The sequence below is a fragment of the uncultured Ruegeria sp. genome (assembly GCF_947500045.1).
Lineage (GTDB): Bacteria > Pseudomonadota > Alphaproteobacteria > Rhodobacterales > Rhodobacteraceae > Ruegeria.
Genome location: NZ_CANMQQ010000001.1, coordinates 88,364 through 111,572 on the forward strand (window position 1 = coordinate 88,364; position 23,209 = coordinate 111,572).

The 23,209-nt window shown below is 57.2% G+C and carries 18 protein-coding genes; 4 read left to right on the forward strand and 14 right to left on the reverse strand.

Annotation, left to right across the window (positions count from 1 at the left end; genetic code table 11):
* Positions 1-105: 105 nt before the first annotated feature.
* Genes Q1B46_RS00520 through Q1B46_RS00540 form a run of 5 tightly spaced genes read right to left on the reverse strand, consistent with a single transcriptional unit; the run spans position 106 to position 7,330 of the window.
* Positions 106-1,461 (reverse strand): CoA transferase, encoded by a 1,356-nt coding sequence (locus Q1B46_RS00520; RefSeq protein ID WP_299943425.1) that lies wholly within the window; start codon positions 1,459-1,461, stop codon positions 106-108.
* A complete protein-coding gene (locus Q1B46_RS00525) occupies positions 1,458-2,612 on the reverse strand; it encodes an ABC transporter permease (protein WP_299943428.1) in 1,155 nt (384 codons plus the stop codon). The genes Q1B46_RS00520 and Q1B46_RS00525 overlap by 4 nt, the downstream gene beginning before the upstream one ends.
* Entirely contained in the window at positions 2,609-3,637 is a 1,029-nt protein-coding gene (locus Q1B46_RS00530; RefSeq protein WP_299667190.1) for an ABC transporter permease, read from the reverse strand. The genes Q1B46_RS00525 and Q1B46_RS00530 overlap by 4 nt, the downstream gene beginning before the upstream one ends.
* Positions 3,638-3,651: 14 nt before the next feature.
* Positions 3,652-5,565, reverse strand: a complete 1,914-nt coding sequence (locus Q1B46_RS00535; protein ID WP_299943432.1) for an ABC transporter substrate-binding protein — start codon at positions 5,563-5,565, stop codon at positions 3,652-3,654.
* Entirely contained in the window at positions 5,558-7,330 is a 1,773-nt protein-coding gene (locus tag Q1B46_RS00540; RefSeq protein WP_299943435.1) for an ABC transporter ATP-binding protein, read from the reverse strand. Before Q1B46_RS00540 ends, Q1B46_RS00535 begins: the two co-directional genes overlap by 8 nt.
* Positions 7,331-7,559: 229 nt before the next feature.
* On the opposite strand from Q1B46_RS00540, the gene Q1B46_RS00545 reads away from it, so the two are divergent.
* Positions 7,560-8,057 carry a class I SAM-dependent methyltransferase gene (locus Q1B46_RS00545; RefSeq protein WP_299943438.1) on the forward strand — a complete coding sequence of 166 codons (498 nt, stop codon included), beginning with the start codon at positions 7,560-7,562 and terminating at the stop codon, positions 8,055-8,057.
* A 92-nt stretch (positions 8,058-8,149) separates the two neighbouring features.
* A complete protein-coding gene (locus Q1B46_RS00550; protein ID WP_299943441.1) occupies positions 8,150-8,779 on the forward strand; it encodes a glutathione S-transferase in 630 nt (209 codons plus the stop codon).
* A gap of 134 nt (positions 8,780-8,913) precedes the next feature.
* Here Q1B46_RS00550 and Q1B46_RS00555 read toward each other — a convergent pair whose 3' ends face one another.
* Complete coding sequence (locus tag Q1B46_RS00555) at positions 8,914-12,309, reverse strand: indolepyruvate ferredoxin oxidoreductase family protein (RefSeq protein WP_299943444.1); 3,396 nt, start codon at positions 12,307-12,309, stop codon at positions 8,914-8,916.
* 143 nt (positions 12,310-12,452) lie between these two features.
* Between Q1B46_RS00555 and Q1B46_RS00560 the strand changes: the two genes are divergently transcribed.
* Positions 12,453-12,914: an Lrp/AsnC family transcriptional regulator gene (locus tag Q1B46_RS00560; RefSeq protein ID WP_299667202.1), complete on the forward strand. Its 462-nt coding sequence runs from the start codon at positions 12,453-12,455 to the stop codon at positions 12,912-12,914.
* 3 nt (positions 12,915-12,917) lie between these two features.
* Here the strand turns inward: Q1B46_RS00560 and Q1B46_RS00565 are convergent, their stop codons facing one another.
* Positions 12,918-13,307, reverse strand: coding sequence for a DUF3307 domain-containing protein (locus tag Q1B46_RS00565; protein ID WP_299943447.1), 390 nt, complete (start codon positions 13,305-13,307; stop codon positions 12,918-12,920).
* A 169-nt stretch (positions 13,308-13,476) separates the two neighbouring features.
* Between Q1B46_RS00565 and Q1B46_RS00570 the strand changes: the two genes are divergently transcribed.
* Positions 13,477-16,518, forward strand: coding sequence for an ABC transporter transmembrane domain-containing protein (locus Q1B46_RS00570; RefSeq protein WP_299944707.1), 3,042 nt, complete (start codon positions 13,477-13,479; stop codon positions 16,516-16,518).
* Between the two features lie 24 nt (positions 16,519-16,542).
* On the opposite strand, the gene Q1B46_RS00575 is transcribed toward Q1B46_RS00570, so the two are convergent.
* From Q1B46_RS00575 to Q1B46_RS00605, 7 genes are all read right to left on the reverse strand, one after another.
* Positions 16,543-17,775 carry a mandelate racemase/muconate lactonizing enzyme family protein gene (locus Q1B46_RS00575; protein ID WP_299943450.1) on the reverse strand — a complete coding sequence of 411 codons (1,233 nt, stop codon included), beginning with the start codon at positions 17,773-17,775 and terminating at the stop codon, positions 16,543-16,545.
* 20 nt (positions 17,776-17,795) lie between these two features.
* Positions 17,796-18,890, reverse strand: coding sequence for a Zn-dependent alcohol dehydrogenase (locus tag Q1B46_RS00580; protein ID WP_299943453.1), 1,095 nt, complete (start codon positions 18,888-18,890; stop codon positions 17,796-17,798).
* Between the two features lie 183 nt (positions 18,891-19,073).
* The gene (locus Q1B46_RS00585) at positions 19,074-19,787 is read right to left on the reverse strand and encodes an alpha/beta fold hydrolase (protein ID WP_299943456.1); all 714 of its coding nucleotides are present in this window, start codon (positions 19,785-19,787) and stop codon (positions 19,074-19,076) included.
* Positions 19,788-19,799: 12 nt separating this feature from the next.
* Complete coding sequence (gene pcaD, locus Q1B46_RS00590) at positions 19,800-20,588, reverse strand: 3-oxoadipate enol-lactonase (RefSeq protein WP_299943459.1); 789 nt, start codon at positions 20,586-20,588, stop codon at positions 19,800-19,802.
* A 75-nt stretch (positions 20,589-20,663) separates the two neighbouring features.
* Positions 20,664-21,638: a threonine/serine dehydratase gene (locus Q1B46_RS00595; RefSeq protein ID WP_299943462.1), complete on the reverse strand. Its 975-nt coding sequence runs from the start codon at positions 21,636-21,638 to the stop codon at positions 20,664-20,666.
* Entirely contained in the window at positions 21,635-22,462 is an 828-nt protein-coding gene (locus tag Q1B46_RS00600) for an alpha/beta hydrolase (RefSeq protein ID WP_299943465.1), read from the reverse strand. The genes Q1B46_RS00595 and Q1B46_RS00600 overlap by 4 nt, the downstream gene beginning before the upstream one ends.
* Positions 22,462-23,148 (reverse strand): haloacid dehalogenase type II, encoded by a 687-nt coding sequence (locus Q1B46_RS00605; protein WP_299943468.1) that lies wholly within the window; start codon positions 23,146-23,148, stop codon positions 22,462-22,464. The genes Q1B46_RS00600 and Q1B46_RS00605 overlap by 1 nt, the downstream gene beginning before the upstream one ends.
* Between the last annotated feature and the right edge of the window lie 61 nt (positions 23,149-23,209).

A 23,209-nucleotide genomic window follows, 5' to 3' on the forward strand; every position in this document is an offset into this window, starting at 1 on the left:
TTGGTCTTCGGTGCGTCCAGTTGTCCTTGAACTATGTATACCGGTTTTTTCTTCCGATCGATGGGAGAGGTAGGAACCTGAAATCCAACGAAATCTATAAGTGCGTTAGGTGGACAACGACGGCCATACAGGCCTTGACGTTCCCAGCTTTGAGGCGGGCAGCGGCCATTGCATCTTGGCAGGCCCGACGGTCAGAGCCGGTTTCAGCCGGTACCCTGTCCCCCAACCGGATTGTTCAGACGCATCCGAATAATCGGTGGGTATCGCCCCGGTGATATCTTCACCAGTATCGCGCTTGGCGAGGGTGGCTAGTAACTCGGCAGTCCGTGCCAGCGAGAGCCGGGCGTCCATGACAGCCTGTCCGGATGCGGCCTCAGCCAGGGCTGATAGGACGGCGGCGGCCATCAGGTATCCGGTCGCGTGATCCAAGGCCTGCACGGGCAGCGGCGTCGGCTTGTCAGCCCCCGCCCATTCCATTCCAGCATGCGCGATCCCGGCGCTCATCTGCACCAGACTATCAAAGCCGCGTCGCGTCGCCCAAGGTCCTTGCCAACCATAGGCGTCAAGCGTGACTTCAACCCTGTTGGGCGCAAGCTGATCGCGCGTTGCCTTGTCCAGACCAAGCGCATCCAGCGCACCGGGGCGGTATCCATGGACAAGTACATCCGCCTGCTTCAGCAGCTCTTGAAGTTGTTCTTTTCCGTCGGATGACTTCAGGTTCAGATAAGCGCAGTGTTTGCCCAATGAGATGTCGGGGATGACGCCGGGCTCGTCCCATTCGGGTGGATCGATCCTCAGGACTTCGGCGCCAAAACCTGCGAGTGTTCTTGTGGAAACCGGTCCGGCCAGAATACGGGTCAGGTCAAGTACGCGCAGTCCAGCAAGAGGGCGCGCGGCGGTTGCCTGAGGCCGGTCGCGCAACTTGATATTGCGTGGGCCCTGCCACCCGATCAACGGTTCGCGCGCCAGTACGCGCCCTTGCGGATGGTCTTGCCATTCCGAGCGGCTGCGCATAGCGGCGGCGACGCCCCCTTCGGCGACAATCGCAGCTTCCAGACCAGCAATGGGCCAATCTCGGATGGCGCGTTCCACCAACGGCCTATCAGGTTTGACCTGCAACACCTTCAAGGCTGCAGCACGATGATGAGGCAGGTTGGTGTGCAGCCTGATCCACCCATCGGAGGCCTGATAATCGCCTGCAATCGCGTCCCAAAGGCTGGGCATGTCCCACCCTTCAGGTTTGAACGAAAAGCCATACCATAGTGACGCCAATCGATGATCCACAGAAATTTCCGGCGATTCTGGCGACAGATTCAGGGCAATCACGAAGCGTGAAAGTTCCTTTCCGACCGCTGCAAAGCTGGCTGTTGCCAGTTCCGAGACCGCAAATGCGCTGGGTCGCGCACCCGCCCCGTTGACCAGATATGTGTCAGGTGAGGGGAGGGCGGACAGCAAGCTCATTGCTGGTAGGGGTCCAGACTGTCACGCAGCCCGTCGCCAAGGAAGTTGAAGGCCAGCACGATGACGATGATCGGCAACATCGGGATAGCGGTCCAGGGATAGATTTCGATCGAGGCGAGGTTCTGCGCGTCATTCAGCATCACCCCCCAGCTGACGGCCGGGGCCCGCAGGCCGAGGCCAAGAAAACTGAGCGCTGTTTCACCGAGGATCATCGCGGGTATCGACAGCGAGGCCGAAGCAATCAAATGAGACATGAAGTTGGGTAGCAGGTGCTTGCGGATAACACGGCCCGAACTTGCGCCCATCATCTCTGCCGCACGAACGTATTCCTCTTCCCGTAGGGACAGGAACTTTGCGCGTACTGATCGGGCAAGACCGGGCCAATCCAGAATGCCGAGGATGATTGAGATGATGAAGAACACCGCAACGGGGCTCCAATTCGACGGCACGGCTGCGGACAAAGCCAGCCAGAGAGGCAATTCCGGCAGAGAACGCAGAATTTCGATCACGCGGTTGATGACCCAGTCGATACGCCCTCCGAAATATCCGGCGATCGATCCGAAAAGGATACCAAGGAAGAATGATACCGAGATGCCGATCAGGCCCACCGTCAGCGATAGTTGTGCGCCATAGAGAATTCGGCTGAATACGTCACGGCCCAAACGGTCTGACCCCCAGAGGAAAAGGGTGGCGCCTTCGGGCGCGCAGAACAGATGGGTGTCTGACCTGATCAGGCCTGCCAGCTTGTATTCTGATCCTTCACAGAAGAACCGGATCGGGCGCGGATCATCCGTGTCTGGCGCGAATTTCCATTGGAAGGTCTCAAGGTCCGCTTCCGCGACGATAGGATAGACATAGGGGCCGATGAATTCACCCTCATGGAACCAGTTGACCGACTGGGGCGGGGCATAAAGATGCTCTCCGTTCCGGTCATTTGGGCCATAGGGGGCGATGAAACCCGCAAAGGGTAGCATCACATAGCAAAGCAGCAGGAAGATGCCCGAGATCAGGCCCAGCTTGTGTGTTCTGAACTTGCGCCAAACCAAGACCCAATTGGGGGCATCAAGATCTGCACGCTCAAGCTGTTGGATCGAGGCTTGCGGATCGAATGGGGCTTCGTCGACATAGCGACCATCGGGGCGTTTGCTCATGCTTCTCGCCCCTCATAACGGATGCGCGGGTCGAGCATGACCAGCAAGATGTCGGAAATCATAGTGCCGATCAGGGTCAGCAAAGCCACGAACATAAGAATGAACGCCGAGAGGAATTGGTCTTGTGTTTTGAGCGCCGTCAACAGGGTTGGCCCAATGGTCTGCAGACCCAAAACGACTGAGACCAGAACCGATCCCGAAACCATGGAAGGCAGCAGGTTACCAATGTCGGCAACAAAGGGGTTGAAGGCCACACGCAGCGGATATTTTGTCAGCATGCGCGAGGGGGCCATCCCTTTGGCGATGGCGGTTTCCACATAAGGTTTACCCAGCTCATCCAGCATATTGGCGCGCAGGCGTTGCATCATGGCAGATGCGCCTGAGGTGCCGATCACAAAGGTTGGTACGATCAGGTGAACAAGGATGGATTTCAACTTGTCCCAGCTCATCGGTTCCCCTTCAAAAGAAGGGTCCATCAAGCCGCCGATGGGTAGATTGAAATAGCGATGGCCGTAGTAGAAAAGGATCAGTGCCAGCAGGAAGTTTGGCGTAGCGAGCCCAAGATATCCGACAAAGGCTGACGTATAGTCGATCCAGGTCCGTGATTTTGCCGCTGCGAGGACGCCGAGTGGCAAAGCGACGGCATAGACGAACAGGATGGCTGCCAGATTGACGACCACCGTCAGCCAGAGTGTATCACCGACGATTTCCGCGACAGGACGGTCAAATTCGAAGGACCATCCGTAATTGCCCTGCAATAAGCCTTCGAACCCGTGTGGGCCGGGCCAGAAGCCTGCCCAGATCAGATATTGTTCCGGCAAAGAACGGTCCAGAGAATACTCTTTGCGCAGAAACTCGGCTTTGGCGACACCTGCGGACTGACCCGAGGCCTGCAACTCGGCGATCTGGTTGCTAAGGTAATCACCTGGGGGAAGGTTGATGATCACGAAAACCATGACCGACACCACCAATAGTGTCAGCAGCATCGTGAAAAAGCGATACACCGCATAGCGCAGCATTACCATTTAGCTGCTCCTGCTCAGTCGGCGAAGAAGAACTCGTCCGGACGGTGAATGCCGAAATGTGCGCCAGGCTCCCACGCCCACATCGCCTGCTCGGGTACGTTGCGCAGGCGGTTCGACACCACGATCGGTTGCGGTGCGCCGTTCAGAATACCTATGGCATACAGCTGATCCGCATGGATCTTCAGCATCTCGGTCCAGACAGCAGCGCGTTCGTCATCCGTTGTGGCGACTTCCCAATCATGGGCCAGCTTCATGAGAAGTTCGGCCTCGGGCATGTCTGGCGGCTCACCCGAGCCTCCATTGGTCTGATAATACTGGCCCCATTTCGGCCAAGACAAAAAGACCTGATCAGTGGGGGCAAGATAAGCAGGTGAAGTATGCATCTGCGGGATGCCGTCATCCCAGCCGAACCAGACCGATGCCATGGTATTCCCCGAAAATACGCGGTTACGCAGAATGTCCCGGTCCAATGGTCGCATCACAAGGTCGACCCCGATTTCACGCCAGGTATCAGTGACGATCTGAAGGGCGTTTTCTACCTCTTGCCGTTCGCCGGCGGTTTCGATGACCAATTCCATCGGGCGACCGTCGGGCAAAAGGCGAACGCCGTCTCGGTCGCGCTCGGTCAATCCGGCCTCGTCCAGAAGTGCATTAGCCATGTCGACATCATATTCCGCCCACGCTTTTGCATTTGCTTCGTCATAGAAAGGCGACGTCGGCAGAACTGACATCGCGCCGGGATGAGCAAGCTTGAAATAAAGCGCCTGATTGATCGTTTTGCGGTCAATCGCTAGCGAAAGAGCCCTGCGGACACGAACATCGCGCAGTATGTTGCGCCAAGCCTCATCTTCAAAATTCAGGTTGGGATAGATAGCGATTTGTGACGCGACACCGGTTTTCCACAAAAGCGTTTTGTAGCCGCCCTCAGCCTCACCTTTTTTCAGGATCGAAGCGTCGCGGAATGCCAGCCCGCGCCCCTGCAAATCGCTCTCGCCCGCGTTGGTCTTGGCCGCAACGAGGCCTGGGGCCACGATCTCCATCTCGACCACATCGATATAGGGCAATTGCACTCCGTTTGAATCGACCCTGTGGTAGTAAGGGTTACGGATGAAACCGTACCGGATTTTCTTACCCGAACTGGCATTGAACCAAGGCTGCAATGTGGGCAGTTCGTGATTGTCGTACTTATAAAGGTTATCCAGTTTGTTGTGCAGCGCCGCCCAGCTTTTGACTCGGGCATCTTCGACATGGAATGCTAATTCTTCAGGGTCGGCAAACTTCTCATGGTATTTTTTGAGGAATTCGGACGGGCGGTAGATAAAGGGTGGGCGCGCCTGGGCGAGCGATTGCAGAAAGTCGGGGTTCGGATTTTCCCACTCAAACATAATCGTCGTTTCATCGGGGAAGGAAACCGTAGGCGGCTTGCCTTCAACCAGTAGAAAATCTGGTGGGCCTGAGGGGCTGAGCAATTCGTTATTTGCTACGTCCTCCCACCAATAGCGGAAATCCTCGGACGTAAATGGAGTGCCGTCCGACCATTTGTGGCCGGGACGCAGGTTCAGAGTGAACTTGCGATTGTCCTCATTTTCAAATGAGGCCAGCAAATCGGGTACGATGTCATAGTCGTGATCAAACCCCACAAGACGCGCGTAGCCATAGACCACCATCTGACGAATGTCCTTGGACCGGGTGACCATTGTGCGCAGTGTTCCACCGGGCGTCCCGAAATCGCGCCCCTTTGCCGCCAGATCAACGATCAGAGGCTCTTGCGGGATGCGTTCGGCGATTGGTGGCAAGCCGCCGCTCTCAACCTCAGCTTCCCAATAGGGGGTTTCCTGAAGATTGGCAGGGATTTCTGCCGTGGCGGGCAGCCCTGATATGGTGACCAGTGCGGCCGCCAGAAACATACGATGAGTGGTCTTAAACATGGCAACGTACCTTATGGCCGGGCTCCAATTCTACCAACGAGGGTATCACGGAGTCGGAAAATCGAAAGGCATCATCCCAACTGTCGGGTGAACCAGCACCCAACGCAACCAGTTTCAGGTCAATCGGGCGATTGATATCCGGTTCCGGTTGGGCGGCGATCAATGCCTTGGTGTAGGGATGACGTGGATTGTAGAACAGGGTTTCGGGCGGGGCTTGTTCGACCACAAGGCCCCGGCGCATAACGGCAACTTCGTCGGCGATGCGCGCGACAACTGCCAGATCGTGCGAGATGAACAGATAAGACAGGTTCAGACTGTCCTGCAGGTTTTCGAGCAGGGTCAGAATCTGCTCCTGAACGGATACATCCAAGGCCGAGGTTGGTTCGTCACAAACGATCAAGGCAGGGTCCAGCATCATTGCCCGCGCGATTGACAGGCGCTGCCGCTGCCCGCCTGAAAACGCATGTGGATAGCGTTTGAGCATATCCTCATTCAGTCCGACCCGCTGCAACATCTCGGCCGCTTTATCACGCTGCTCGGATACGTTGCCGAGGCGATGAATCTCCAACGGCTCGGTCATAGCATCCTGAATGCGCATTCGAGGGCTGAGAGAGCTATAGGGATCCTGAAACACCATCTGTGCTTTGCGCTGAAAAGCGGTGCGTTCAGCACGTGTCATGTGGTGAACCGTTATCGGTTCGGAGTCTTTGGTCGTTCGGAACAGAACTTTACCGCCGGGGTCTGGAAGTTCAGCGCCCAGAGCGATCCGTGCCGCTGTGGTTTTGCCCGATCCGCTTTCACCTACAATCGCAAGAGTTTTACCGCGCGCAAGTTTCATATCAACGCCCCGGCAGGCGTGTATCAGTTTTTCCGCCTTCCAGCCTTTGCTGGACCGCATTGTATAGGTTTTAGACACATCGGTCATCTGCAGGATCAGGTCTTCGTCAGGCATAGGTATGCCGACCGAATCCTGATCGGGTATCTCGGGTGCCGCGTCGAATAGTTGCTGGGTATAAGGATGCGCCGGTTCATTCAGGATAAGCGCGGCCGGACCGGCTTCCATCACGCGGCCCTTGTGCATGACAACGACATGCTCGGCCATGTTGGCGACCACACCAAGATCATGGGTGACCAGGATCAGCGCCATGCCGGTTTCGCGCTGCAGTTCTTTGATCAGCCCAAGAACCTGCGCTTGGGTAGTCACGTCCAGCGCCGTCGTGGGCTCGTCAGCAATCAGCAGTTCAGGTTTCGCAACCATCGCCATGGCGATCATCGCGCGCTGGCGCATGCCGCCGGACAATTCGAACGGATAACTGTCATAGGCGCGGGCCGGGTCAGGGAAGCCGACCCTCTCGAACTGGGTCAGAACCTCTTTGCGTGCCTCTGAATCGGACGCACCGCGATGCAGCCACAGAACTTCGCTGACCTGATTTCCGATCTTGTGGAGCGGAGACAGAGACCGCATCGGCTCCTGAAAGATCATCGAGACACGATTGCCGCGAATGCTACGCATCTGGCGTTCGCTGAGCTTCATCAGATCAGCCGCGCCGTGGGAATCGTTCAATGTAATCGTACCGCTACGAATCTGAGCGGTGCGCGGCAGAATACGCAGTGCAGCCCGACATGATATCGTTTTGCCCGACCCGGATTCTCCGACCAATGCTAGTGTCTGCCCTGGTTCGACATCAAAGCTGACGTCACGGACAACAGATGGGCCCGAGCCGAAGCCGATGCTGAGATCCCGAACGGACAACAACGCACTCATTCGGGTTTTCCACCCGTCTGGCCGCTAGATAACATCGGCTTTGTGAACTCCCTGTCTTTTTTCCGCAGTTTCGCGCGGTTCAGGCGAGGTAGTCAAACACCTTCTTCACCTGAATCGTCGCGGAATCGTGAATTCTTTATCGCGCGCCTACACATTCCCTTGAGAATTTGCCACTACCAGATCAAAGGGCACAGTTTAGGTGTCGTTTCTATAAACAGGGGTTATAGCCGTGCCGGAAGCTCAAAGTCGTCTAGATTTGTTCATCGACCGCATGGTCTCGCAGCGCACCTGTCTGGATTATGCAATCGCGCAGACGACAGGACAGCCCGGTCCGGTTTTTGAGCTGGGGCTGGGCAATGGGCGCACGTATCATCACATGGTTCAGCATATTCAGGATCGCCCCGTATATGTTTTTGAACGTGCGGTAGCCTCGCATCCCGATTCAACCCCGCCCAATGATCTTGTGATTCTGGGCGATGTGCGCGAGACGCTGCCCGCATCGGTCGCGCGATTTGGCGCGTCGGCCAGCCTGATCCATGCTGATCTGGGTGGGCATAACCGGCAAAAGAACGATGCGTTTGCGCGCCTTGTCTCACCGTTGATCGAGCCGCTTTTGGCGCAAGGTGGGCTGATGGTTTCGAGCGATCGTATGTATTTCGAACAACTGACCGAGCTGCCGCTGCCAGAAAGCGCGGTTGAGGGGCGCTGTTTCATTTATCAACGCTGATCTGCCGTGGGGTCACATTGTGATCGGACTCGCGCTGCCGTGGTGGGGCGGTCTAACATCTGAGTCGTGAAGTTTCATAAGGGACCGTCAATATGCTGTTCTACGACTGCTCGACCGCTCCAAGCCCACGCCGTGCCCGGATGTTTATCGCGGAAAAAGGGTTGGAGTTTGAGAGCCGAGACATCTCAATCGCCAAGGGCGAACAGCTCGGTGATGCGTTTCGGGCTGTGAACCCCGGTGCGACCATCCCCGTTCTGGTCACGGATGAAGGCACAACACTGACAGAGAACCTTGGCATCGCCGCCTATCTCGAGGCACTTTTTCCGGAACCGCCGCTAATGGGTCGAACCGCGGATGAAAAAGGCGAAGTTCTGATGTGGAACGCCATCGCCGAGCAGCAGTGCGGAGCGCCAATTGCAGAAACGCTGCGCAACACCCATCCCTCGTTCAAGGATCGCGCGATCACGGGGCCTGCAAACCACGCCCAAATCCCTGAACTGGCGCAACGGGGTGCCGAGCGGGTGCGCACCTTCTTCGATCTTCTTGAAACCCGCCTGCGCGAAAGCGATTTCGTAGCGGCGGGTTCATTTACGCTGGCCGATATCACTACATTTGTTTTTGTCGATTTTGCACGCGTCATCAAGATGCACATTCCTGCCGAAAATGCAGCGACATTGGCTTGGTTTGACACCATCCAAGCGCGCGCCAGTGCGCAGCGATAACTTCGCACGCGCAGAAGACCTGGAACTTTGCAAAGGTGCCCAGAAAGCGTTATCGGCACCTCTGGCATCCGAGCGGGGTCGCTCGGCACAGGCCAGGCGGGGTTCACCATGGTCTGCCGTTTCTTAGTTCCCGGTTAGGTGGTCAGTGCGCGCGCTTTCTGAAAGCTTTCTGCGCGCACAGGTCCGTAACCTCGTATCTGGTCCGCAGTTGACAACGCTTCCAGCCATTCTGCCTCGGATCGATTTGCGGGGTTGGTTAGATACGTGTCCAACAGCGTCTCAAACCAACGCAGGATATCCCGGTGCAGCCGCGCTTCGGCGTGATACCCAAACGGGTTCAGGGCTGATCCGCGCAAACCACGCAACCGCGACAGCCCAAGCAGAACCGGGCGCATCCATGAACCCAGTCCAAACTTTACGGGCCTTCCCCTCTCATCCTTGCGCCAACTCAGCATTGGCGGGGCGAAATGGTATTTGGTTTTGAAGTTTCCTTCGAATTGCTGCGCGAGTTCATCCGCGAAGGTAGAAGATGTTTGTAACCGCGCCACTTCGAATTCGTCTTTGTAAGCCATGAAACGGAACAGGTTACGGGCGAGGGTTTCAAGAATTGGGTCCGAGATGTCCGGCTTTGACGCCCGGATCGCCCCGATCCGCTGCGCATAGCGCTCAGCATAGACGGCATCCTGATAGTCGGTCAGATACGCAATCCGACGCGCGATCATCTGATCCAGCGTTTCTTCTGTTTCAGTCGGCTGCGCCAACCCCTGAACCCGACTGGGGTCAACCGCGAGGCACCGCCCAACCGCAAAGGCGAGCCGGTTCTTTTCAACTGCAACACCGTTCAGTAATATGGCCTGTGCCAGAGCGGTTTGCGACACAGGCACCAATGCCCTTTGCCACGCGTAGCCCAACATGATGACATTGGCGAAGACCGCATCCCCCAACAGGGCCTCGGCCGTAGCGTTTGCGTCAAGGCTGGCCAGATTGTCCGTACCCACCGCATCGGCAATCGCCTGTTCCCGTGCGTTGACCCTAAGTTGGGCATCACGATGCAGCACGAGGTCTCCGGTGGGCATCTCGGCCCGGTTCAGCACGACACGTGTTCCTCGGGCATAATGTGCCGATGCTTTGGGGGCCGAACTGACCACCACATCGCAGCCGATCACAGCATCCGCCGCGCCCTGATCAATGCGCACCTGATTAAGCACATCGGGAGCGGCACCAAGTCGGATATAGCTCAGCACAGTTCCAAACTTCTGCGCAAACCCGGTGAAATCCAGAACCGAGGCGCCTTTGCCTTCCAGATGCGCCGCCATGGTGATCAAGGCCCCAACAGTGACCACCCCAGTGCCGCCAACACCAGTCACCAGAAGGTCAAAGGGTTCCCCCAAAGATGGAAGCGAGGGAGTTGGTAGTCCGGCTTCAAGCGCATCAAGGTCCAGCTTTATAGTCCTCTTTCGCCGGGTTGCGCCCTCGATCGTCACGAAGCTTGGGCAGAACCCGTTCAGGCACGAGAAATCCTTGTTGCAGGAGCTCAGATTGATTTTGCGCTTGCGGCCTAGCGGGGTTTCGCGCGGTTCAACGCTCAGGCAATTCGAGGCGACCGAACAATCGCCGCAGCCTTCGCACACCAAATCGTTGATCCAGACAAATTTTTGAGGGTCCTTCATCGTGCCGCGCTTGCGGCGGCGACGTTTCTCGGTGGCGCAGGTTTGTTCGTAAATCAGGGCCGTGACACCGGGGATATCGCGCAATTCGCGTTGTAGGCCATCCATCTCTGCCCGGTCGTGAAACGTGGTCCCCGTCGGGAAATCGGCGCGGTGGAACTTGGTGATGTCGTCCGAGACCAGCGCGATCCGCTTTACCCCTTCGGCGCGGCAGGTTTGCGCGATGCCAGCAACACTGATGGGTCCATCCACCGGTTGCCCACCGGTCATTGCGACCGCATCATTGTAGAGGATTTTGTAGGTGATATTCGTCCCTGCAGCGACCGCCTGACGGATGGCGAGAGAGCCCGAATGGTACCACGTCCCCTCGCCAAGGTTCTGAAAGATATGTTTGCCACCGTTGAATTGTGAAGCGACCACATGGGGCACGCCCTCACCCCCCATCTGGGCATAGCCCACCGTATCGCGATCCATCCACGAGGCCATGACGTGGCAACCAATTCCGCTGGCGGCCGTGGAACCTTCGGGAACCTTGGTTGAGGTATTGTGCGGGCAACCTGAGCAGAAATAGGGCGTCCGCACAGCGCCCGCGACATTTATGATCGGTGGTGGCGTCTCGGTCAAAGCCTGCGCCTTTGCGGGCAGATTTTCTTCTGGGAAGAATGTATCCAGACGGGCGGCCACAATGGGGGCGAGCATCAACGGGCTGAGTTCCCCGGTCCATGGGATCAGCGGCTCACCATGGCTGTCATATTTTCCGACCATCTTGTGAGGTTTGTCGCCGGGCCAGTCATAGAAATACTCCTTGAACTGGCTTTCGATGATGCCGCGTTTTTCCTCGACGACGAGAACTTCGGCCTTGCCCTTTACAAAGCGCAACGCGTTACGGCGCGCCAGTGGCCAAACCATGCCGACCTTGTAGATGTCGATCCCCAGACGGCGGCAGGCCGCTTCATCCAGACCCAACAGGCGCAAGGCTTCCATCAGGTCCAGGTGGCCTTTCCCGGTGGTCACAAAGCCGAATTTGGCGTTGTCGATGTCATAGATGCGCCGGTCGATGGGGTTTTCTTCGGCAAAGGCTCGAACGGCGCGCAGCTTGTGCTGGATGCGAGTTTCAATCTCGGGCGAAGGCAAGTCTGCGGTCCGCACATGCAAACCCAGTTCGGGCAGGTCAATCTGTGGCAGGGTAAAGCTGCGATCCGGGGGCAGATTAACCGAACGCGCGCTTTCAACCGTTTCCGAGATGGCCTTGAACCCAACCCATGTGCCCGAGAATCGCGAGAGGGCGAAGCCGTATTCGCCAAACTCAAGGTATTCCTCGACCGAGGCCGGGTTCAGTGTCGGCATGAACCAGGCCATGAAGGCCACATCCGATTGGTGCGGCATGGATGAGCTGACGCAGCCATGGTCGTCGCCTGCAACAACTAATACACCACCTTTGGGCGAGCTCCCGTAGGCATTCCCGTGTTTCAGCGCATCACCCGACCGATCAACGCCGGGGCCCTTGCCGTACCACATCGAAAAGATGCCCTCGACCTCGCAATGGGGATCCAGGGTTGCCTGTTGTGCACCCAAAACCGCCGTCGCGCCGAGGTCTTCATTCACCGCGGGCATGAATGTGATACGGTTGGTTTTCAGCCGCTCATTCGCGCGCCATAGCTCAAGGTCCAAACCACCCAGTGGTGATCCGCGATAACCCGAGACAAATCCCGCCGTTTTCAGCCCTGCTTGCCGGTCACGCCGTGCCTGATCCATCATGATTCGGGCCAGTGCCTGCGTGCCAGTCAGAAAAACGCGGCCCTCTGCCACGTTATAGCGATCTTCAAGCTGATAGGTGCGGTAGTCAGCGTCGTGGTGACTCATTGCTTTGATTCCATGAGTTTATGCCGTTGGTGCGGTGATTTTAACCTGCGGAAATCGGTTATCCGTTCCAAACTGTGTGTAGATTCCGGAAATAGTGAAAAAAATCCCCACAAATTTCAGAAAATATGGTTAAAGTAGCCACCATGACAACGTTTGATGACAGGGACCGCCGTATTCTGACGCTACTGCAGAATGACAGCCGAATTTCAAATGCCGAGTTGGCTGATGCGGTGGGGATGTCGGCTTCGGCGCTTTGGCGCAGGGTGCGTGCGCTTGAAGAGGCGGGTGTAATAGAACGCTACGGCGCTTTGGTGAATCCGCCAGCGATGGGTCTGACCTTCGAAGCGATCGTGCATGTGCATCTGACGCGGCATGACCCGGACAAAATCGTCGATTTCATTCGGGCGGTGGGGATAAGCCCTGAAGTGCAGGAATGCTATGCCACTACAGGCCAGGCGGATTATCACCTGCGTGTCCTGTGTCGCGATCTTGCGGCCTACAATACGTTTCTGGAAGATTTCCTGTTTCGGTTGCCGGCGGTCGCCAGCGCGCAGACCAATGTTGTGCTGCGCACGATCAAGCGGAACCGACCTGTCGTGCCCTGATGCTCAGGCTGCGAACGCAACCCAGGCCCAGGCCATGCCAATATAGGTCAGATTGTGAAACAACTGATCCAGACCAGCGGCACGCCAAAACGCGGCCTGATTGGGCTGCAATTGTTTGCGGTCGGAATAGTTGGCTTTCGCAAAATCGATGTGGAAATGCACAATCCATTCCAATGCAGCGATGATCAGGATGAACTCGGCTGGCGCACGAAAAACAGCAAATATGATGACCGAACCCACAACATGCACAGCTGCATGTTGCGCGCGTCCCATATGGAAATACGTGCCCCGCCCAGAAAGCATTTTGGGCGTCTGTAAGTAATAGTCGGCGAACATATGTTTGATCTGAAGCAGACAGAGCAACAGAAACACAGCGCCATAACTGGCAGGCAAATGAACCCTCCCGATATCGTCCTGAATCAGAAGATTAGGGGGTAATTGTCTGCCACGCAAATGAACTTGTTCACACAACGCAATTTAGGCGCAAATCGGAATTTCATTTGCGTCGAGGGATACGATCGCGGTAAATTCGTCCCGTTGTATTCACGCCAAAATCAGTAAACTGAGTGGCGGATCACTAGTAGGGGCGGGTTCAATCGAGCGCACTATATTTCGGTTTATCTGGAAATACTCAAAACGCGACCAGTTGATTCTTCTGGCCGTGACGGCAACGCTTTTTCCGTTGCTCTATCTGACGCTGGAACTGCCCAAGCGCATAATCAATGATGCGATCGGCGCCACCAGCCAGATAGTCGATGTCTGGGGATACAGCCTGCCGCAGACCACATTCCTGATGATCCTGTGTTTTGCCTTTTTGGTTGCGGTGCTGGCGCATGGCTTGATGAAGATGCGCATCAATACCATGAAAGGCGTTCTGAGCGAACGAATGCTGCGCCGCCTCCGCTATCTGTTGATCAACCGCGCGCTTAGATTTCCGCAGCCTTATTTTGAGCGGGTGAGTCAGGGCGAAATGGTGTCGATGATCACCGCCGAAAGTGAGCCCATGGGCGGGCTGATGGGGGACGCGATCAGTCAGCCTGTGCTGCAAGCCGGGCAGATGATCACGATCCTGTCCTTCCTGTTCCTGCAAAGTGTGTGGTTTGGATTGGCTGCCGTTGCGTTGATCCCGTTGCAGGCATGGCTGATCCCGCGCCTGCAGCGTCAGATCAATCTTTTGAATAAGCAGCGCATCCAAGAGGTGCGCGTGCTGGCCGCGCAGATTGGCGAGAATGCAGCCGGGGCCTCAACCCTACGTGCCAACGGTGGTTGGCGGTATCGTCGGGCGATGATTTCGGATCAGTTGGGGCGGCTGTTCGCAATTCGGTTCGATATTTACCAGAAGAAGTTCTTTATGAAGTTCATCAACAACTTCATATCGCAACTTACGCCGTTCATGTTCTACTTGGTGGGCGGACTTCTGGTGCTGCAAGGCTCAGTTTCACTTGGGGCACTCGTGGCTGCGCTGGCGGCTTATAAAGACCTGAGTTCGCCCTGGAAGGAATTGCTGACCTACTACAATCAGACGCAGGACATGTCGCTGAGATGGGACGTTGTGATCGAGCGTTTCGCGCCGGATGGCATGATTGATGAAAAACTGTTCGAGGGAGAGCCAGCAGAGCGCCCCCAACTGAACGGGGACATTGTCCTGGATAGGGTTTCGGTTCGCGATATCGACGGCAATCAGGTGTTGGACGATCTGAACCTGACGTTCCCTGCGGGTCGGACCATCGGTATCTCTGCTACCAGCGAAGAAGACCGCAACGCGTTGACTGAATTGCTGACCCGAGAGATCGTGCCAACCTCGGGCCGGATTGAAGTTGGCGGCATCAACATGGCCGACCTGCATCAAGGCGTTGTTGCCGCGCGAATAGGTTTGGCAACCTCTCGCCCGGTGATGTTTCAGGGTACTTTGGGCGAAAACGTGATGATGCCGATGCGGTCTCGACCCTTGTCAGCGTCAACAGAAGACCCGGATTTTCCGGAAACTATACGTGCTGGTAACAGCGCCGATCCTTTCGACGTCGAATGGGTTGATCCCGGACTGGCCGGTTTTGATGATACGGCCCGATTGCGCGACTGGTGGCTGCAATTGATCGACGGCATGGGCTCGGGTGCGGCGCTGTTTCAGCGCGGGGCTGAACAGGCCTTTGATCCGAATGAACACCCAGACCTGGCAGCCAAACTGATCGAGCTGCGACCGTTGGTACAAAAGGAAGTACAAAAGGCTGGCCTGACCGAGCAGGCGTTGGTTTTTGATCGTTTAGCTTACAATCCGGCACTCCCGGTTGCTGAAAACCTCTTGTTTGCGACGCCCTGTGTGCCGGTCACGCGGCAATTTCTGGCACAGCAGACTGTTTTTCTTGGCCAGTTGCGAGAATTGGGGTTGGATGAAACGTTGGTCAGCCTGACACGCGACGTGATTGAATTGCTGCGCCAGATCTTTGGGCTGGATGGGACCGATCACCCCCTATTTCGCAAACTTGGGTTAGAGGCCCAAACCTACGAGGCGGCGGTTGAACTGGTCGAGCAAACCCGCAAGGAAGGCGCGCGCGGACTTGATGACGAGCAATTGGCCAGCTTGTTGTCGGTACCGTTTGTGATCTCTGCAGAACAAATTGGCCCAGCGTTTTCAGATGAGCTTAAGAACCGTATTCTTGAGCTGCGCCACAGCCATTCCGACAAACTGCTGGAACCTTTGCACGATGTTTTTGTGCCCTTGGACGAGAACGCGTTTGCACCCGGTCTGACGGTCATGGAAAACGCGTTGTTCGGCAAGGTCAGCCAGATTGGCGGTGCGCGGACCGATGAAGCGCGCAAGAAGATCGTCGATGTGCTGGCCGAAAATGGCGCGCGCCCGATGGTGGTCGAGCTGATCTATGATGTACCAGTCTCGCTTGGTGGTCAGAATCTTCCAGCCGTATTTGCGGAACCGTTGGCCTTTACCCGCGCGACGATCAAGAAGCCCGATATTCTGATCCTGGAAACCGCACTTGCCAGCTATGACATGGAGACACAGGTCGCCGTGTACAAGAATTTGCGTGAATTGCTGCCCGAAACCACGGTAATCTACCTGAATGACACGTTCGAGAATCCAGATGTTTTCGACATGTATGTTGAAATCCGTCAGGGCCGGGTGGTGACAGGCGAAGGTCCAACCGACGTCGAAGGTGACGGCGCGGCGTCTGCCGATCTTGTGCGCAAATTACGTGCGCTGGAGCAAACACCGTTGTTCTCTGGTCTGGACCGCCGCCAGCTTCGCCTGCTGGCTTTCGGTGCACGCTGGTTCGAGGCCAAACCGGGCCAGGTCGTATTTCTCAAGGACGATCAGCCGACCGATGGGGCCTATGTCGTTCTCGAGGGAGAAGCAGGCCTTTACTTGCCGCGTTCGGGTGAGGCCGACCAACTTATTGCAACCGTTGGTGCCGGTGCGCTGGTGGGCGAGCTGGGGTTGATCCGTAAAGAACCCCGGGCGTTGAGCATGGTTGCGGAAACCGAGTTGTCTTGCCTGCGTATCGGTGAAGAAGAATTTCTGGCGGTGGTCGAGAATGACGCTGCCACGGCCTTCAAACTGCTGCAGGTGATCGCGGGCTACGTCTCGAACTGATTGTCTTAGTTTATTTGCCAAATGTTACGACTCGGTCGCGGGTGCGCCGCCCTGAAACGCGTTTCCGTTTACATAGTCGCACGGTGCTTCTTGCATTTGCAGGTGCAGCCCGTCGTCAGAGTAAGGATGGGCGCGGGCGAGGCTTTCATCAATCTCGATACCGAGACCAGGCGCGGTCGGAGGTGTGACGAACCCGCCCTCGACGCGGATGCTTCCTTTGATCAGCTGATCGTGGAACGGGGTCTCGATGCTTTCCAGAAGCAGCAGGTTTGGAATTGATGCGGCCAAATGAATGTTGGCGGCCCACTCGATCGGACCTGCATATAAATGGGGTGCCATCTGCGCGTTGAACACCTCGGCCATGGCAGCCACTTTCTTCATCTCCCAAATGCCCCCGGCGCGGCCAAGTGCGGGCTGCAGGATTTCAGCGGCGCCTGCGCGCAGGACCGCACCAAATTCGGCCTTGGTCGTCATCCGTTCACCTGTCGCAACAGGGATGCGGACATTTCGCGCGACGCGGGCCATGTCCTCGATCATGTCCGGAGGGGTAGGTTCTTCGAACCAGAGCGGCGAATAGGGTTCCAACGCTTGGCCCAGACGAATGGCCCCGGCTGTATTGAACTGACCGTGGGTGCCAAACAGAAGATCGGCCTTATCCCCGACCGCCTCGCGGATGGCTTTACAGAATGCAACCGAGAGAGAGATGTCAGACATCGCAGGCATATGCCCGCCGCGGATGGTATATGGCCCTGCCGGATCAAATTTCACTGCCGTATAGCCGCGCCGCACCATTTCCGCAGCGCTTTCACCAGCCTGTTCCGGTGAAGTCCAGAAGTCTGTCAGATTGTGCTGGGGAAGCGGATATAGGTAAGTATATGCCCGGATACGATCATTCATCAGCCCGCCCAACAGCGCGTAGACCGGGCGATCACGATCTTTGCCGAGGATATCCCAGCAGGCGATCTCAAGCCCTGAAAACGCACCCATGACGGTTAGGTCCGGGCGTTGAGTGAACCCGCTGGAATAGGCACGCCGGAACATCAATTCGATATTCTCCGGGTTCTCACCCAACATGTGCCGTTCGAACACGTCGCGGATGACATGGGCCATCGCGCCCGGTCCGACTGACGAAGCATAACATTCGCCCCAGCCAGTGACGCCTGTGTCAGTGGTGACCTTTACTAGTATCCAATAGCGCCCTCCCCAACCCGGTGCCGGAGGGGCGGTGACGATGACATCGAGATCTTGCAGTTTCATCGGGCGCTCCTTTCAGGGGATCAATCGTTGTCGAACAGGATCACGTTACGCTTTGCGGCACCGGATTTGGTATCCTCAATGGCCTCGTTGATCTGAGCAAGTGACCAGCGCCCTGAGATCAGTTCATCCAGTTTCAAACGCCCTTGTTCATAAAGATCAATCATCCACGGGATGTCGCGCTGGATTACCACATCCCCCATTTTCGATCCGACCATGCCTTGGCCAAGCGCGGCCAGAACGACGGGTTCATAGCTGGACATATCACCCGAATGCGGCATCCCGATCATGATCGCTTTGCCGCCCCGGCCCAGATAGCGCGGGGCTTGGTCGTAGGCGGGAATTGCGCCGACGGTGATCAGGACCGCATCCGCGCCGCGCCCGCCGAGCGCTTTGTAAGCGGCCTTCCACGGCTCTTTCAGGCTGCCCAGAACGCCATGGGTCGCGCCGAATTCCATTGCGATGTCCAGCTTATCCTCAGTCATGTCGACGGCAACGATACGGCGCGCGCCTGCGATGCGTGCGCCTTGTATGGCGTTCAGGCCAACCCCGCCCGCACCGATCACGACGACATCCTGTCCGGGACGCAATTCTGCTGCGTTGACCGCTGCGCCAACTCCGGTGATCACTCCGCAGGACAGCAGGCTGGCGAGATCTTTGGGGAGGGTTTCGGGGATCTTGACGATTTGCCGATGACTGACCACCACTTTCTCGGCAAAGGCCCCGCAGGCCATGGCCTGTTCCAGCGCGCTACCATCCGCAGTGCGCAATGGGCCTTTGACCGTGTCATACGGGGTTTCGCAAATGGTGGGTTTGCCGCCAGCACATGACGGGCAGGACCCGCAAGCGCGGATCAGGGTCACGACAACCGGGTCGCCGACCCGGAAGTCTCCGGCAGCGTCGCCGATGGCCGAGATTATCCCGGCTGCCTCATGCCCGTAGACTGCGGGTAGATGTCCGCCCCATGCCCCGCTGGCGAATGAGATGTCCGAGTGGCAGATTGCCACCGCGTCCAGTGTGACCTCGACCTCGCCCATTCCGGGTGGTGCGATCAAGATGTCTTCGATGACCAGCGGCTCGCCGAAAGCCCGGCACACGGCTGCTTTGATGGATTGCATGCGTTTCCCCGTTCCCAATTGGAATCACGGTGACCCGTAGCAAACTTATCTGCAAGGTGGATTCCGCCACAGATATGTCGTTGTTATGCCAACGTGAAGCGCATGCGCAGAAAAGCAACAGCCCGTTGTCCATCTCGCTGCTCACCCCGACCGTCCGAACCCGCAGATGGAACAAGAGCCTCGCTACATCCGAGTTGCGATCTGGTGAATCAAACCTGCCAGATGCTCGGGGTGCGAAAAGAACGGCGAATGAGAGCTATCAATGGTCAGGCTTGTATCTGGGGCTGCACAGCCCGCCATTTCGGCCTGATATTCGGTTGGAACGGTCCGGTCATCGGTGGTTCTGATGTACCCTTTGGGCACGCGCGCGAAGTTTTCGCTTGTATCCAAGGGGGTTGCCTGCGGCGCGATCGCTTGCGGGCACAGGCGACCGAACGCGTAGGCCACAACCTCGCGCGGGCAGTCATGATAAAACAGTTCATGCACCCGATCCGGCACGACAGTGTACGACAATCCGTCAGCAGACTTCTCGACCGCGTCACCGATCAATTGGCGTGGGGCGCGTTTACGCATATCGATCATTGAAAGCCCCGATTGCGGGACATATGCGCTAAGATAAATCACACCTCGCATAGCATCCGGGTTGGCCTCGGCAGCCGCGCTGACGGGATAACCACCCCACGAGTGCCCCACGAGAATCGTTTGTGGCGTCGATGCTTGCAAAATTGCATCCCGGCACGAGCTGAGTGTTACATCCCGAATTGGCGTCGGGTCTGAACCATGACTTGGCATGTCGATGGCGCGGGCGGTATGCCCGAATGTGGTCAGTTCCGGGATCAGGTCACGCCAGCACCAGGCACCGTGGCATGACCCATGAACAAGCAAAAAGTCCGCCAACAAATCTCTCCTTCAGATATGTCCGATCTCGGACAGGAAACCGCCTAGCAGTTCGGCATATTCCTCCGGACGTTCGACGCAGGGCAGGTGGCCCGCGCCTCGGATCAACGCAAAACGCGATCCCGGGATCAGATCAATCGTTTCGCGCACTAGATCGGGCGGGGTCGAGCCATCCTCGCTGCCCGCAATCCCCAGGGTCGGCAGACGCAAGCCACTGGTGGGGGTGTAGAAATCCGTGCCCGAGATTGCAGCGCAACACCCCAGGTAACCATCAACCGGTTGTCGAACCATCATGGTACGCCACAAATTCATCTCAGTGCTGGCGTGGAACGATTTTGAGAACCACCTTTCCATTGTCGCATCTGTCAGTGCCTCGATCCCGCCGGCGCGGACGGCGTCAATGCGATCCTGCCAGACTTTGGGTGTACCAATCTTGGCCGCGGTATTTGACAGCACCAGCCCGCGGATTTGGTCTATACGCTTCACCGCCAATCCTTGTGCAATCATGCCTCCGACAGACAAGCCAACAAATACACAGTCTTTGACCTTCAAGTGATCAAGAAGACGTTCCGCATCGCGCACCAGATTGCCCATCGAATAGGGAGCCGTGGGTGCGGATGACAAGCCGTGCCCGCGTTTGTCATACCTTACGATGCGCAAACCTTTGGGTAGCAGCGGTAAAATCGGGTCCCAAAGGCGCATGTCGGTACCCAGCGAGTTGGCAAACACAATGGGGGCACCATTAGGGTCACCGTCAATTCGGTAATGTATCCTGACGTCTTTCAGGTCAGCGATGTGCATAGGTATGGTCCCCATCCGCTCAGGGTGCCGGAATAATAGGTTACCATCGGAGTTTGCATTGGTTACTACCGATTGTCAGGTAAGGAATTCCAACGCTTGTCCAAATATTTGTGGATCTACGTTGCCGCCTGAGGCCACGACGATCACGGCATCCCCTTCAATTTGGTCACTGTGAAATAGTGCAGAAGCCAGTGAGACAGCGCCCCCCGGTTCCAACACGATCTTGAGACGCAGAAACGCGAGGGCCATGGCGTGCAAGGCTTCCTGTTCAGACACCGAAAAACCGGGGCCGCAAAGCCGTTTCAAAATCGGAAAGGTGATCTTCCCCGGCTGCGGCGTCAGAATCGCGTCGCAGATATTCCCAGAAGTGGCATTATTGATTTGGATCGCGCCAGTCGCCAAAGAGCGTTTCACATCTTCAAACCCTTCAGGCTCGCACGGGCGGGCGCGCAAGCCGGGCGCGTGGTGTTCCAAGGCCAGCGCGATGCCTGATGTCAGTCCGCCACCGCCGCAACAAATCAGGACATCACCGTCAGTTACGCCAAGCTCGCGTGCCTGCCGGGCCAATTCCAACCCTGTTGTCCCTTGGCCCGCGATCACCTGTGGCTCATCGTAGGGCCGGATCAAAGTCAAGCCACGCTCGGCGGCCAGCGCTTCGCCGATATCTTCTCGGCTTTCACTTGCACGGTCATAAAGGACGACCTCGCCACCCAAGGCTCGGGTGTTCTCAATTTTCAGCTGTGGTGCATCAGACGGCATGATGATGACCGAAGATATTCCATGTTTCGTCGCCGCGTAGGCAACGCCTTGCGCGTGATTGCCCGAGGAATAAGCGATAACGCCCCGGTTTCGCGCTGTGTCATCCAGCGCCGAGATCGCTGACCAAGCGCCGCGAAACTTGAAGCTGCCGGTGTGTTGCAGGCATTCAGGCTTTACCAGCACGCGGCGACCCGCGATTTCATCCAGGAATGGCGATGACAAAAGCGGCGTCTCGCGCGCATGACCTTTCAGTCGCTTTGCTGCGGCTTCGATCAATTCAATGCTGCTCATGTGGCGTCCAGTATTTTGCGGATCAGGTCTAGGGATTGCGGTTCATTCAGGAAAGGAACGTGGCCTCGGTCCGGCACTTCGCAGGAAATCAGCCCCGGGCGGCGTGCGTGCATGTCTTGCAGAGTGGTCGCGCTGAGCAGATCAGAATTTGCACCCCGGATTACTCCGGTCGGGAGGTCGCGCAGCGCGTCGAACAGCGGCCACAGGTCGGGGGCCGGGGTAACGGCAGCCTGCTCGATCAGTGCCTGACGAAGGGCGGGATCGTAGCGCAGTTCTAGTCCTGTATCAGTCTGAATGTACTGATGCTCAACCTGCAGTCTCCAGATGTTCAGGGGGACGTCTGGGAATTGTGGTTCCAACATCGCGTGCAGGGCGCGCGCCGCCTCGTCATAGGTTTGCGAGGTCGGCCGATTGCCAACATAACCCATGATCTTGGCAATACCGCTGGGTTCGATCACCGGTCCAACGTCATTCAGGATGACCCCGGACAGTCGGTCAGGATGGCTCATGGCCAGCACCATCGCGATCAGCCCCCCGCGCGACGTGCCCAGCAGCGTTACCTGATCCAAGCCCAGATGATCGAGCAGCTCGATCGCATCCTGCCCTTCGCGCAGGATGTTGTAGTTCAAATATTCCGCATCGAAATCGGATTTCCCGCGCCCGCGATAGTCCATCGCGATCATGCGAAGGTCTGCCATATGGGGTGCAAGGAAGGAAAAATCGCAACTATTGCGGGTCAGACCCGCCAAGCAAAGCAACGGCTGGCCTGTGCCTGTATCTTTGTAATAAAGGCGCTTGCCATCCGAGGTGGTGAAGAACGCCATTAAAGCCCTGCCAGTTTGGGGATCGTGGTCAGGTCCAACAGGACATGTGCTGGTTTCCACGGCAGGCGATCCATCGGCTCTCCCGCGCGGTTCACCCAGGCGGTGACAAACCCATAGCCGCTTGCCCCGGCTGTATCCCAACCATTTGAGCTGACAAATAGCACTTCATCCCGTGCGCAGCCGAACCGGTTCTGTACCAGATCATAAACGCTTGAATGAGGTTTGAAGACGCCGACGCTTTCGACAGACAACACATCATCAAGCGCGTCTCCGATTCCGGCCGATTGTACCGCCCCGTCCAGCATCGGCGGCGAGCCGTTGGACAAGATGGCGGTCTGCATCCCGCCAGATTTTAGTGCCTTCAGCATCTGGGGAACTTCGGGGTAGGCCTGCAATTCCCAATAAAGGTCCAGCAGGCGCTGCCGCAGGGTGGCATCCCCTTGCAGCCCAACCGCTTCCAGAGCCCAATCCAACCCGTCTTGCGTCACATCCCAAAAATCGCAATGCGCATCAGCAACCGCCCGCAGCCAAGTATATTGCAGCTGCTTCAGACGCCAGTGGCTGGCCAATTCCGGCCATTTGTCTGCCAACGCTTCGAACCCCGGCTCTGCTGCGGCCTGCCGCGCGGCAGCGGCCACGTCAAAGAGCGTGCCGTAAGCGTCGAATACACAAGTGGTGATTGCCATCTGATCCTCCCATGATCGCGCGCAGGTAAGCACAACGATCCCGGGGGTTAAAGAGGGCAGG